Genomic DNA, 12,394 nt, shown 5'->3' on the forward strand with positions numbered 1-12,394 from the left:
TGAAATTACTAATACTTATACCAGCCGTCGTGTTTCCCGACGGCTGGTATTTGAAAATTATACTTTTAGTCCATTTATTATGATTGCCTGCCCTTGAGGTGGAATGCTCTTAGTTAATATACCATTAAAAATGACATCTACTTTGTCACCAATTTTCAATTCATCAAAAGTCATAATTATTGTATGTTCTCCTATATGAAAAACATATTCATTACCTTTTTCATCTTCCATTAATAATGACCTTTTTTCATCATTAACGATAATTTTTTTTATCTTTCCTGAAATCATTTCATACATATCTTTTTCTACTTCTTTTAGTTCATTCTCATGAATTTCATCAGTTAACCCATAGACATTATTGAAAGAACCTGCAAAACACATAAGAAAAATCAATGCTACTGCAAAAATTTTAGATTTCATTTACCTCATTCCTTTACACATTTTTTATCTATAATTAGTATGTGTTATTTTATAGGTAAACTATACGTATATTGTTGGTATTTTTTATCAGTGCTATAATAGCCTTAAATGAAACTTTATACGAGGAGGATTGTATTATGAATTATAAAGAACTATCTGAACAGCTAAATAGCATTTTAAAAATGAAGCATTCCGCAGTAGGCATAAAATTATTGACAGAAAATGAATCTCTAGATGGATATGATTCAAGTACCAAATACACTTTTTGTCAATTTATTATGAAAGCACGCGAAGGAAGCAAGCTTTTGGCTAACGGAGATAACATAGCATGCGCAAATGGCGCTTCAGCATTAGGTTTTATGCCAGTTCCTGATAAACTTATGTCTGGTGAATTTTTATCTACTATCGGCTCTTTTCAAAGAGAAGCAGGAAAAAAAACAATGGAACTTATGCCTCGTTTTGAACAAAACCAATATACTGGCATAGCATTATCACCATTAGAAGATGTTGATTTTGACCCTGATATTATCGTTCTAGAAACTCTTCCTGAACAAATTATGTGGTTAAATCTAGCTTCTATTCATCAAACAGGCGGAAGACTTAATTTTAGCACTAGTGTTTCAAACGGTACATGCGTGGATATGACTGTTGTTCCTCACTTAACTGGAGGAATTAATGTTAGTACAGGCTGTTATGGTTGTAGAAATGCTACAAATGTTGCAGATGAATACTTATATGCTGGATTTCCAGGTAGTCAGCTAGAATCTATTGTAAACTCGCTGGCTCTAATTAATGAAAAAGCAATGCCAAGAACAAGAGAAAAAAGAGCTTATAATAGATTAATAAAAAAATAATTTAGAAGTTTATACATAAACCAGCATAAAATTTGCTGGTTTTTTTGCTTAAATCTGATGTGATATTCCATATATAAATTTTTGAAACATTTTTCTAGTTTTTTTGTCTTATTATATATAGTGAATAATAAAGTATGTAAATCTAATATTTTAGGAGGAAATTCTATGAATAATAATGCAAAAACAATAAGTTGTTTAAGATGTAACTCAATAATGCAATATCTAAAAGAGTACAGATTTGATTCTCAAGATAATAATAGAGGTATACTGGGGGCTCTATTTGATGTAGAAGAACACCTTATGTTCAAAGTATATGTATGTCCGAAATGTAGACACACAGAATTCTTTTATATAGGGGCTAGAAAAGGATTTGATGAGTGGAATGATTGGGCATAAAACCTAATTTTGAGATATTTTACTGTTACTTCACAAAACCTAGTAGAAATTATACTTATTATAATTTCTACTAGGTTAAATTAGATTCATCAAACATTAATGATAAATCTAGCAAATAATATTCAATTTACTCTATTACATATACAACGTATCTAGCACTTGGACTACGACGTCTTAATTTACCAGTATTATTTGTACTATTTCCATCTCCATTATCAATAATCTTTTCTAAATAATTAAAAACCTCATTTTGATGACTTTGGGATAAACTACTTGGTAAAATTATATCTATACAAAGCCCAGCATCACTATAATAATCTAGTGCATAATGTTCATTCCCATCAATTATCTTAGATTCACTGAATGGGTTTAAAGGCCAAGATTCCAAATAAGGACCATTCCATCCACTAGGTTTATTAGTCAACCCCACTCCTGTTAATCCTTCACTATTTGGTTTAAGAGTACTTTTTATATCAGGCCATTGTTCTGTATCTAGATGATATAGTAATACTGCTTTTTCAATAATAACACAATCAGCTTGTACCTTTCGAGCTTTTGATAATCTAGTATATTTTGTAAACCTAGGTATGGCTACTAAAGCTATTATCCCTAAAACTGCAATAACTATAATTAATTCTATAAGCGTAAATCCCTTTTTGTTAGAATCTCTTTTGTTCAAACAATAACCCCCTCATTAATTAGATTAATTTACATTATTTACTCAATTATTATGTATTTTTCAAAAAATAATTCACTCTAATTATATAAGAAAAAGCTCTATAATTCAATTTAACAAGATTATTTGTTTCCCCAAAAATTAAGTTGTTATTATCCTAAACATATGATATAATGAAAAAGTTAGTTTATTATTTAGATAAATATGAGTAGCATATAATTAAATAGCATTTTTCAATAATCTTATCATTATTTTCGAAATTATTATAAAGATACTTTTCATCCAATATCTAAGGATCACAAAACTTAGATACCCTTATTCTTTAGTAGTAAAAACCCTCAGAAATATTTGAATGATTTAATAAAAATAGATTAATAGTTAAAATGATTTATCTCTAACTAATTATTTACTAACATAAAATTGTCATGTTGTTTTTTGTTGTGCAATAAATGACATGAATCGCAATAATATTAAAGGAGGTGTTTTTATGACACAAAGCACAATATATGCACTTATTGGTGTACTTCTAATAACGGCTTTTACCAATGTTTTAGCAACATTAAAAACCATACTTATATCAAAAAAAATTATGAATCCAGTTTATATTTTAGTATTTATAGATGCTATGATTTTTGCAACAGTAATTGCTAAAATGTCAAGTTCAGAGGGAATTCATTTTACTATTGCTTATGCTCTAGGTAGGACTATTGGAGTTTTTATAGGTGGTAAAATCGAAGACCGTTTAGCACTTGGTATACTTGAAGTAGATATATTCTTAAACAACAAGAATAAAATGATACAAGTAGCTGAAAAACTAAGAACAGCCGGCTATACCGTTAATAATTTTCTAGCACGAGGAAATAATGGAGAAAAAAGGTATAAAGTTGAAGTTGTGATTAAGAGAAAAGAATTTAAAGTCCTCGAAGAAATTATGGATGTATGTGGTGTTAATAATCCAACATTAAAAATTAAAAATCTTAATAAAGTAAACGGTAAAATCAGTACAACAAGAATTAAAGCAGTTTAATCTTAAAAATAGATTATAACTGCCAATACTTGAGATTAAATCATACGAGTTTTAATTTCAATGTACAAATCATCAATATCCATTGAACTTTGTCTTTGATGAATAGTAAATATTTTAGGGTTTCCTACAAAAAGGATTTTAACCCAAATTCTATTCCCTAAAATATTTTTCATATTTTTAGGCAGTATCCCAATAGCTTTGCCATTTGTATCCTCATATTTAAATACTTCTTTTACTTCTTCCCATTTTAGCATGTCTACTTTTAGCGCAAAAATACTAAAGTAAAACTTTATTCCATAATCATTTATTATCACCATAGGTCTCTTTTTAAAATAATTAATAGTACTATCTACTAATAATAAAACACCAAAAATAACTAATAATATAGATAAAACTTTTAAAAATATTTTTCTAAAAGCTACTGTACCTAGAACAAATATGAAAAATATTATAAAATTCATCATCATTTCAAACTTAAAATCAAAATATTTATCAACATCGATTCCTGATTTTTTTATTTTTTTCATTCTAGGAAATATAGATAAGTATAATCCAATACCTACTCCAATTATTGCTGGAATTATATTTGAATTAAAATCTTTTTCTAAAAAAAACACCGTTCCAAAACCAATGATAATTATACAAATCACTATTGCTGTTATGTATTTTCCTTTGCTCATAGTCAATCTTATTTCATTATTATTTTCAGTCATATTTCCTCCTGGTTAACAAATCACCATAAATAGTATTATAGTAAATTATATTTAATTACCAACATTTACTATAATACCATTTTTACAATGTTTTTTATACAACAAATTGTATAATAGTTAACCTTAGACAAGTCTTTGTGAACTAATATCTTATCAGATTACTTTATATATTCAGTAACTAAATCAGTGAAAAGTATGCCTTCCAAATGATCTATTTCATGGCAAAAACACTTTGCTAAATTGCCTTTACCTGTTAAAATAATTTCTTCACCCATTTCATTTAATGCTTGTATAGTTACCTTTGTAGGTCTTATTAACTTTCCCCACCTATTAGGAATACTTAAACATCCCTCAATAACTTCTTGACTTCCTTCTCTATTAATTATTTTTGGATTAACTAGTTTTATAAGCCCTTCTCCCATATCTATAACAACTAACCTTTTTAATATACCTACTTGTGGAGCTGCTAATCCTCCACCGTTTTCAGTATTATACATAGTATCAGCCATATCATTTAATATTTGTCTTATTTTATCATCAACTACTTTAACCTGTTTACTCTTTTTCCTCAATATTTCATCATCCCAAAGCCTAATTTTTCTTAGTGCCATTTATCTTACACCTCTACTTTGCTGAGATCTAGATTTTCTTTCACTTTCTTCAAAAAGAAAAATTTCCTCTATCGAACGATTAAAGATCTTACTAATATCATGCGCTAACCATATAGATGGTTCAAATTTTTCTGTTTCAATAGCATTTATCGCTTGTCTTGATACTCCTAAAAGTTTTCCTAGTTGTTCTTGAGTCAAACCAAGAATCTCACGTAATTCTTTTATTTTATTTTTCATTTATTATCACCCCTGTAATGTTAACCTTACATTTTAAATATAGCAATGTTTTGCTTCTATGTCAAGTTAACCTTACTTGAGTTTATCTATCTATATACTTCTCTTTCCCCATAAACTCCATAACTTGAGACTTTGTCGGAAATCCTTCCATATCTCCTCTCACTAAAGTAGCCATAGCTCCAACTGCATTAGCTATTTGAGCACACTCTCCAATATTTAATCCTTGTAAAATTCCTGATAAAAACCCAGCAGCAAATCCATCTCCAGCACCTACCGTATCTTCAAACTTATCTATTACATATCCCTTGTAGAATTGACTTGTTTCTCTATTTGCAACATAGCAGCCTTCTTTACCAAGTTTTATAGCTACAATATTACAACCCATTTCTAAGAAATTGCTTGTAATTTCCTTTGGCTCATCAATTCCTAAAAGCATTTTCGCCTCTGAAATTCCTGGAAAAATAATATCTGCTTTATTAGCAATATTCAATAAAACATCTTTAGCTTCTTCTATCTTCCATAGTTTAAGTCTTATATTTGGGTCAAAAGAAATAATAACATTTTCTTTTTTTGCTATTTCAATAGCTTTAAAAACCGCTTCTCTTGATGTCTTTGATAAAGCTGCCGTAATTCCAGTGATATGTAGTATTTTAGAATTTTTTATATAATTGTAATTAATATCTTCTACATTCAAAAAACTAGTTGCAGAGTGTTTACGATAATAATAAATATTTGGGTCAGTGTGCATAAATCTTTCTTTAAAAACTAGTCCTGTAACATTATTATCATCTTCAACTACCCTTGATACATCCACACCTTCCCCTCTTATTATTGCTTTGATATATTTTCCAAATTCATCATTACCCAACTTAGAAAACCATCCCACCTCATGCCCTAATCTTGCGAGAGCTATAGCAACATTTGATTCCGCTCCACCTATAGATTTTGTGAATTTATGTACATATCTAAGTGGTCCATTAGAATCAGGATTAAATAAAACCATTGTTTCTCCAAAAGTTACAACATCCATTAAATATCATCTCCTTTTATGTTCCATAATATGAAACTCAATTTCATAATGTGAACCTATTTAGATTATATAAAAAATAAGTTAGTTTGGCAAGAAAAAATAAGCTACAAAATCAATTTTTTAGTAAAAATATATTGCATATTGTATTTTTTTCCCCTATACTTTCAATTGAATTTAGTTATGTGAAAGGTGGTTTATAGTATGAATCAAGATGTTGTTCAATCAGTTGATAGAGCCTTTAATATAATAGAAGCACTAAGAGATGGTGAAATTGGCTTAATTGATTTATCTAAAAAAGTAGATTTAAACAAAAGCACAGTACATCGACTTTTAAATACTTTAATCTATAAAGGATATGTTAATCAAAATCCAGAAAATAATAAATATAATCTCTCATTGAAGTTTTTAGTAATAGGCAACAAGTTATTAACTTCTTTAGATATTATAAGCATTGCAAAACCACATATTTCAAAACTCTCTGAAAAAACAAATGAGGTAGTTCATTTAGTCTTAATTGATAAGGATGAGATTGTATATATTGATAAAGAAGAATCTAACAATACTATCAGAATGCATTCCTATATAGGGAAAAGAATCCCAATATATTGTACCGCCGTTGGTAAATCCTACATGGCTAACTTAAATGATAATGAATTCTCAGAAGTTTGGAATAACATAGAAGATAAACTTGTTAAACTTACTGAAAATACAATCATGTCTAAAGCTGAAATGTTAACAGAAATAAATAAAATAAAAAAAGTCGGCTATTCAATTGATAATGAAGAAAATGAAAAAGGAGTAATTTGTGTTTCAGCACCAATACTAAATAAAGATAAAAGTGTAAAATATGCTATTAGTATTTCTACTCCTAAAATGAGAATAGATGAAAATAAAATAGAATACTTTGGTAAATTAGTACAGGAAACAGCAAAAGCTATTACTAAAGACCTTGAATATATTTATTAATATTCAAGGTCTTTTTTTCAATCTTTTATAATTTCAATAAAAAAAGTTAATTTACTCTTGCTAAATTAGCTTTTTTTCATTATAATCTACTTAAAGGTTCAAAATACAAAACACTGTTTCATAATACGAAACAATCTATGTGGAGGTAATGTTATGAAAAGACATGAAGTTGTTAAACGAATTGAAGATACTGGTATAGTTGCTGTTGTTAGAGCAGAAAACACTGAAAAAGCTATGAATATTTCTAAAGCTTGTTTAGCTGGAGGAATAGATTCTATAGAAATTACTTTTACAGTTCCTGGAGCTCATAAAGTAATTGAGGATTTGACTAATGAATTTGGAGATGAACTTTTAGTTGGAGCAGGTACTGTTCTTGATAGCGAAACTGCAAGAATAGCAATGCTTGCAGGAGCAAAATATATAGTTAGTCCATCATTTGATTTGGAAACTGCTAAGTTATGCAATAGATATCAAGTTCCTTATATGCCTGGATGTATGACAATAAAAGAAATGGTTATTGCTATGGAAGCTGGTGCTGATGTTATCAAAGTATTCCCTGGAAGTGCATTTGGTCCATCATTTATAAAAGCTATTAAAGGTCCTATTCCTCAAGCAGTATTAATGCCAACAGGTGGCGTTAGCATAGACAACGTTGATCAATGGATTAAAAATGGATGTGTAGCAGTTGGAGCAGGTGGAGCATTAACTAAAGGTTCAATGGAAGATATAACTGAAACTGCAAAAAAATTCGTAGAGAAAATAAAAGAAGCTAGAAAAGCATAATATTTTTAGGAGGTAAATGATAATGAAAAAAGTTGTTACTATGGGTGAAATAATGCTTAGACTTTCTACACCTAAATTTGAAAGATTTGTACAAGCTGATTCCTTTGACGTTGTATATGGCGGAGGCGAATCAAATGTTGCTGTATCTTTAGCTAATTACGGATTAAATCCTTATTTTGTTTCAAAATTGCCAAACAATCCTATTGGAGATAGTGCAGTAAATCATTTAAGAAGATTCGGTGTCAATACTGATTACATAGCTAGAGGTGGAGAAAGAGTAGGTATCTACTTTTTAGAAACAGGAGCTTCCATGAGACCTTCTAAGGTTGTTTATGATAGAGCTAATTCAGCTATAGCTGAAGCTGATGTTGAAGATTTTGACTTTGATGAAATTTTCAAAGATGCAGAATGGTTCCACTTTACTGGTATCACTCCAGCAATTAGTGAGAAAGGTGCCCTTATTACTGAAGCAGCTTTAAAAGCAGCTAAGAGACATGGTGTTACTGTATCAGTTGACTTAAACTATAGAAAAAAATTATGGTCTCCTGAAAGAGCTAAAGAAGTTATGTCAAATCTAATGCAATATGTTGATGTTTGTATTGGAAATGAAGAAGATGCTGAAAAAGTTCTTGGCTTCAAACCTGGAAATACAGATGTTACTACTGGTGAATTAGAACTTGATGGATATAAAAGTATATTTAAGCAAATGAAAGAAACCTTTGACTTTAAATATGTTGTTACAACTCTAAGAGAAAGTTATTCAGCTTCTGATAATGGTTGGTCTGCATTAATATATGATGGAACTGAATTTTATCATTCTAAAAAATATAATGTAAGAATAGTTGATAGAGTTGGTGGGGGAGATTCCTTTGCAGGTGGACTTATTTACGGTCTTGTAAGTGGTAAAAACTTCAAACATTCTTTAGAATTTGCCGTTGCCGCTTCTGCATTAAAACATACTATACATGGTGACTTCAATTTAGTTACTGCAGATGAAGTTGAAACCTTAGCAAATGGAGATGCTTCTGGTAGAGTTCAAAGATAATTATAAAGCTATTTTGTTATGTATTAAACCACCCTTTAATATATAACTCCTTAATAGATATATAACGCCGTTAATAGCACTAATGGTGAAATATCTACCGTCGTGAAACACGACGGTAGATATTTTAAATTTATTACAATTTTTATAAGAAATATAACTTTTATAGTGTGTCTTAAAAAAATTAAATGGCTTCTGTTGCTTTTGGATCTTCTCCGTATTCATTTGGACCATTATTTCCTTCAGCAGCTACTAATATCAAATACCATATCCATCCAATAATAGGGATTAAGGTAACCAAAGTAAACCATCCACTTTTCCCAGTATCATGTAATCTTCTAATACCAACAGAAAGACTAGGAAAAAATACTGCTAACCCATATACTATACCAACAGTATTACCTCCACCTAGAGCATAATCAATTATAGAAGCAATAATAGAAAAAATAAAATTAAATAAGACAAACATCCAAAATTCTTTTCTTCTAGCGCGTCCATCAAACTGAACGTATTTCTTCAATACAGCTATATACCAACTCATAAAAAATCTCCTTTTTTATTAATAGTTGAATACAGATACACTATAAAAATTATAATATACGCATATGACTTTTATTAGTTCTCACTAATATATTCTGCATCAGTTTCGTCAAATGTAAATATTGAAGCATAGAATTTTCTTTTTCAATCAATTCCTCCCTAATAATATTATTTTTTATACAAAAAAAATTAATATTACTTATGCAATATTAATCCCTTTATTTCAATATATGTTCGCTTTTCAGTTATTATGATTATTCATTTGATTACAATGTCTATAACACAAACTTGTTATTGGGAGTCGATATCACCTTTTACCTACTTAACCCAATAATAACTACAATCACTTTTTCTATCCATAAAACCATACTCAATAAGTGCACGTCTCAAAGATACGTAATCCTCATTTATTCTTTTAAGAATTCTATTTACTTCAATTTCTTTATACTCTTTATCTTTTTTAAAATTCTTCATTATATATTGTAATACAATAATCTTTTTCTTAGCCTTAGAAGGTATTTCTTTTAATGCACCTGTTTCATCAAAATAATTATTTATTACTTTTTCTTTCTCTATCTGCGTAATCGCATATCTTTCATCTATCATAGATGCACCTTTATGAATTGGAACAAGCTGTTCTTTTTTATTAATTCTTACATCATCAACTTTTTCTTCATTGATAATATTCAATAAAGCTAGATAAGTTTTTGCTTGCTTTTCTTTTTCTCTTAATTTAAATCTATGATTCCTTATAGTTGATTGGCTACCCCCTGTTTCTTCAGCAATTTGTTTGTCAGACTTATTCTCTTTCAAAAAACATAGTATCTCCTTTTGAACCTCTGTTAAACCAGTATATCTTTTATCCATATTAATAAGATGATGAAATACTGAAATATGCTCTTTTTCAATATGCATCTTTGTAAACTTTTCTGCATCATAAAAAAATTCACCTTCTTTAAATATCAATCCCTTCTTGAAACTTTTTCCGCAAATAAGACATATAAAATCCTCACTTTTATCATCATAAATATATCCTTTTTTTATATCTTCAATAGAAGATCCCCAAAATAATTCTAAATTCTCCATATAAACTACTCCTTTTTTTACAATATGTTTGAATATCTAACCGTTTTGCTTTTGTAAACATTTTATCATTTTGTTTATTTATTTGTCAACACATTTGCAATAAGTTTAATTTTATTGTAATGGTTTTGTTCTTATTATAGATACTTATTCAAATATAACCTATGGTATTTTATAGTCAATAATAAACACCTGCCATTGGAAAATGGCAGGTGTTTATTATCGTTTGCGAGAAAGTTTAGAAGATAAACTTTTTCTATGATTAATTTTTTCTTTTAACCATTTAATATCTTGATCAATAAATCTATGCTTTACTTTGCTGACATCAAATTTCATTATTTTAAATACAAATTGTATAATAGGACCTATTAAAACTGCCATAATCACTGTTCCAATACCAACTTTTCCGCCTAAGAAAAAACCAACAACTAAAACCGTTATTTCAATTGAATTTCTAATAAGTCTTACAGATTTTCCTGTCTTTTTAGTTAATGCTACCATCAAGCCATCTCTTGGTCCAGATCCTAGTCCTTCACAAAGATATATAAATGTAGCGAATCCAATTGCTACCATCCCTATTATCATCATAATAACTTGCAAAATAACATTGTTGAAGATAGGAATTAAATTGTTTAACATTAATATATCTATAAATATTCCAGTTACAACTATCCCTGCAATAGTACACCAACCAATTCTTTCCCCTAGCACATAATTCAACACTATTATAACAATACCTGCTACAATACCCGCCTGTCCCATTGTAATATCCAAATTTTTAGACAATCCTTGATGAAAAACATCCCAAGGTGAAAGCCCTAAATTTGCATTAATAGTCATAACTATCCCCATAGCTAAAAGAAATAATGTAGGTATTAATCTTATAATTATCATCAAAATCTTTTTCATAAACCCTCCCAGAACTTCGTAAAAATGCACTATTATTAGTTGAAGTTTTCCAACTACAATAATATATCATCTTTGAGGATTAAACAATATCCATTATTTTATTATTGAGAAATAATATGGCTATTTATTTTTAATTTGATTAAATTGTATTGATTACCTTAAAAACTATTGAAAAACCTTTAAAATTACACTCTTTAAGTTCTGATTCATTTTCCAAGTAACTATGCGCTGATTTTGTCTCAACTGTCTCGTTCATCGAGTTTAACATAATACTTGATAGTGCTGCTTCAGTTTCAAATAATTTCACTGGATCCACAATAAAATCATTGTGCGAACAGTAAAGAGCCTTGACATCTGGAAATTTTACCAACAATTCTTTCATAGTATTCCTGTAATCCAAAACATTTGACTTACCAAATTCTTGACAATTAAAATGTGCATACAAAGCACCCAAATAGAAAGTATCTCCAGTAAATAATATCTTATTTAAATCATCATAAAGCATAATACTGTCATTGCTATGTCCTGGTGTATGAACAACTTTAATTGTTCTATTACCTAATTCAAATATATCCCCATCTTGCATTAACTCTATATTATAAGGTGGTATTCTGAACTGATGAGGCTTAAATCCGTTAGGGTAATCAAATAAAAACATATCTTCATCAAGCTGATTGCCCATTCCTTCCTTTGATAAACCAGTTGACGACATTTCCCTTGCAAAGTCATCATCAAAGACATGCACTACATCAAATCTATAATTATCCCCAATATGGTCAAAATGGAAATGACTATTTACTACAATAATTTCCCCTTGATACAATTCTTCTACAACTAATCTGATATTACAAATTCCCATACCAGTATCAAAAAGCAAGGCTTTTTCTTCTCCAATGATTAAATATGCATTTACTTCTTGAAAATGTTGTGGCTCACAAATAGCAAATACATTTCCCAGTAATCTATAGACATCAAACCACCCTTGATTGTTTTTGATATCCATTTTTTCGTATTTGCTGTAATATTCTCGTGGTGTATTATCTTTCCATTTCAATTTCATTCCCCCTTAAACTTCGTATTTCTTTTATTCTACAAATAATCTCATTA

16 protein-coding genes are annotated in these 12,394 nt (G+C 29.0%); 6 read left to right on the plus strand and 10 right to left on the minus strand.

All coding sequences use genetic code 11. The features are described from left to right. Positions 1-57: 57 nt before the first annotated feature. On the minus strand, positions 58-420 hold the full coding sequence (locus tag ACQ3F0_RS14220) for a DUF3221 domain-containing protein (protein WP_428865977.1): 363 nt from the start codon (positions 418-420) through the stop codon (positions 58-60). 137 nt (positions 421-557) lie between these two features. Here ACQ3F0_RS14220 and ACQ3F0_RS14225 point away from each other — a divergent pair, with 137 nt between their 5' ends. After that, entirely contained in the window at positions 558-1,274 is a 717-nt protein-coding gene (locus ACQ3F0_RS14225; RefSeq protein WP_428865978.1) for a DUF169 domain-containing protein, read from the plus strand. A gap of 165 nt (positions 1,275-1,439) precedes the next feature. Then, entirely contained in the window at positions 1,440-1,670 is a 231-nt protein-coding gene (locus ACQ3F0_RS14230) for a hypothetical protein (RefSeq protein ID WP_428865979.1), read from the plus strand. Between the two features lie 127 nt (positions 1,671-1,797). Here the strand turns inward: ACQ3F0_RS14230 and ACQ3F0_RS14235 are convergent, their stop codons facing one another. Then, the gene (locus ACQ3F0_RS14235) at positions 1,798-2,349 is read right to left on the minus strand and encodes a type II secretion system protein (RefSeq protein WP_428865980.1); all 552 of its coding nucleotides are present in this window, start codon (positions 2,347-2,349) and stop codon (positions 1,798-1,800) included. A gap of 484 nt (positions 2,350-2,833) precedes the next feature. On the opposite strand from ACQ3F0_RS14235, the gene ACQ3F0_RS14240 reads away from it, so the two are divergent. Further along, entirely contained in the window at positions 2,834-3,373 is a 540-nt protein-coding gene (locus ACQ3F0_RS14240; protein ID WP_428865981.1) for a DUF5698 domain-containing protein, read from the plus strand. A 35-nt stretch (positions 3,374-3,408) separates the two neighbouring features. Here the strand turns inward: ACQ3F0_RS14240 and ACQ3F0_RS14245 are convergent, their stop codons facing one another. From ACQ3F0_RS14245 to ACQ3F0_RS14260, 4 genes are all read right to left on the minus strand, one after another. Next, on the minus strand, positions 3,409-4,086 hold the full coding sequence (locus ACQ3F0_RS14245) for a hypothetical protein (RefSeq protein WP_428865982.1): 678 nt from the start codon (positions 4,084-4,086) through the stop codon (positions 3,409-3,411). A gap of 158 nt (positions 4,087-4,244) precedes the next feature. After that, positions 4,245-4,697, minus strand: a complete 453-nt coding sequence (gene def / locus ACQ3F0_RS14250; RefSeq protein WP_428865983.1) for a peptide deformylase — start codon at positions 4,695-4,697, stop codon at positions 4,245-4,247. Continuing rightward, the gene (locus ACQ3F0_RS14255; RefSeq protein ID WP_428865984.1) at positions 4,698-4,934 is read right to left on the minus strand and encodes a helix-turn-helix transcriptional regulator; all 237 of its coding nucleotides are present in this window, start codon (positions 4,932-4,934) and stop codon (positions 4,698-4,700) included. Positions 4,935-5,016: 82 nt separating this feature from the next. Continuing rightward, positions 5,017-5,964: a sugar kinase gene (locus tag ACQ3F0_RS14260; RefSeq protein WP_428865985.1), complete on the minus strand. Its 948-nt coding sequence runs from the start codon at positions 5,962-5,964 to the stop codon at positions 5,017-5,019. A 201-nt stretch (positions 5,965-6,165) separates the two neighbouring features. Here ACQ3F0_RS14260 and ACQ3F0_RS14265 point away from each other — a divergent pair, with 201 nt between their 5' ends. From ACQ3F0_RS14265 to ACQ3F0_RS14275, 3 genes are all read left to right on the plus strand, one after another. Continuing rightward, a complete protein-coding gene (locus ACQ3F0_RS14265) occupies positions 6,166-6,930 on the plus strand; it encodes an IclR family transcriptional regulator (protein WP_428865986.1) in 765 nt (254 codons plus the stop codon). Positions 6,931-7,083: 153 nt separating this feature from the next. Beyond that, positions 7,084-7,713 carry a bifunctional 2-keto-4-hydroxyglutarate aldolase/2-keto-3-deoxy-6-phosphogluconate aldolase gene (locus ACQ3F0_RS14270; RefSeq protein ID WP_428865987.1) on the plus strand — a complete coding sequence of 210 codons (630 nt, stop codon included), beginning with the start codon at positions 7,084-7,086 and terminating at the stop codon, positions 7,711-7,713. 22 nt (positions 7,714-7,735) lie between these two features. Further along, positions 7,736-8,758 (plus strand): PfkB family carbohydrate kinase, encoded by a 1,023-nt coding sequence (locus ACQ3F0_RS14275; protein WP_428865988.1) that lies wholly within the window; start codon positions 7,736-7,738, stop codon positions 8,756-8,758. A 181-nt stretch (positions 8,759-8,939) separates the two neighbouring features. On the opposite strand, the gene ACQ3F0_RS14280 is transcribed toward ACQ3F0_RS14275, so the two are convergent. From ACQ3F0_RS14280 to ACQ3F0_RS14295, 4 genes are all read right to left on the minus strand, one after another. Further along, positions 8,940-9,296, minus strand: coding sequence for a DUF805 domain-containing protein (locus ACQ3F0_RS14280; RefSeq protein WP_428865989.1), 357 nt, complete (start codon positions 9,294-9,296; stop codon positions 8,940-8,942). A gap of 317 nt (positions 9,297-9,613) precedes the next feature. Continuing rightward, on the minus strand, positions 9,614-10,381 hold the full coding sequence (locus ACQ3F0_RS14285; protein ID WP_428865990.1) for a DUF2087 domain-containing protein: 768 nt from the start codon (positions 10,379-10,381) through the stop codon (positions 9,614-9,616). Between the two features lie 216 nt (positions 10,382-10,597). Beyond that, complete coding sequence (locus ACQ3F0_RS14290) at positions 10,598-11,287, minus strand: YczE/YyaS/YitT family protein (protein WP_428865991.1); 690 nt, start codon at positions 11,285-11,287, stop codon at positions 10,598-10,600. A 139-nt stretch (positions 11,288-11,426) separates the two neighbouring features. After that, positions 11,427-12,341, minus strand: a complete 915-nt coding sequence (locus ACQ3F0_RS14295) for an MBL fold metallo-hydrolase (RefSeq protein WP_428865992.1) — start codon at positions 12,339-12,341, stop codon at positions 11,427-11,429. Positions 12,342-12,394 lie beyond the last annotated feature (53 nt).

The organism is Clostridium sediminicola, from assembly GCF_050402865.1.
In the GTDB taxonomy this organism is placed as follows: domain Bacteria; phylum Bacillota; class Clostridia; order Clostridiales; family Clostridiaceae; genus Clostridium_AF; species Clostridium_AF sediminicola.

Bases quoted from the DNA above. Each gene is read 5' to 3' on its own strand.
- ACQ3F0_RS14265 (WP_428865986.1), top strand. From the start codon at position 6,166: ATGAATCAAGATGTTGTTCAATCAGTTGATAGAGCCTTTAATATAATA.
- ACQ3F0_RS14255 (WP_428865984.1), bottom strand. From the start codon at position 4,934: ATGAAAAATAAAATAAAAGAATTACGTGAGATTCTTGGTTTGACTCAA.
- ACQ3F0_RS14270 (WP_428865987.1), top strand. From the start codon at position 7,084: ATGAAAAGACATGAAGTTGTTAAACGAATTGAAGATACTGGTATAGTT.
- ACQ3F0_RS14230 (WP_428865979.1), top strand. From the start codon at position 1,440: ATGAATAATAATGCAAAAACAATAAGTTGTTTAAGATGTAACTCAATA.
- ACQ3F0_RS14280 (WP_428865989.1), bottom strand. From the start codon at position 9,296: ATGAGTTGGTATATAGCTGTATTGAAGAAATACGTTCAGTTTGATGGA.
- ACQ3F0_RS14245 (WP_428865982.1), bottom strand. From the start codon at position 4,086: ATGACTGAAAATAATAATGAAATAAGATTGACTATGAGCAAAGGAAAA.
- ACQ3F0_RS14275 (WP_428865988.1), top strand. From the start codon at position 7,736: ATGAAAAAAGTTGTTACTATGGGTGAAATAATGCTTAGACTTTCTACA.
- ACQ3F0_RS14260 (WP_428865985.1), bottom strand. From the start codon at position 5,964: ATGGATGTTGTAACTTTTGGAGAAACAATGGTTTTATTTAATCCTGAT.
- ACQ3F0_RS14220 (WP_428865977.1), bottom strand. From the start codon at position 420: ATGAAATCTAAAATTTTTGCAGTAGCATTGATTTTTCTTATGTGTTTT.
- ACQ3F0_RS14240 (WP_428865981.1), top strand. From the start codon at position 2,834: ATGACACAAAGCACAATATATGCACTTATTGGTGTACTTCTAATAACG.
- ACQ3F0_RS14290 (WP_428865991.1), bottom strand. From the start codon at position 11,287: ATGAAAAAGATTTTGATGATAATTATAAGATTAATACCTACATTATTT.
- def (WP_428865983.1), bottom strand. From the start codon at position 4,697: ATGGCACTAAGAAAAATTAGGCTTTGGGATGATGAAATATTGAGGAAA.
- ACQ3F0_RS14285 (WP_428865990.1), bottom strand. From the start codon at position 10,381: ATGGAGAATTTAGAATTATTTTGGGGATCTTCTATTGAAGATATAAAA.
- ACQ3F0_RS14225 (WP_428865978.1), top strand. From the start codon at position 558: ATGAATTATAAAGAACTATCTGAACAGCTAAATAGCATTTTAAAAATG.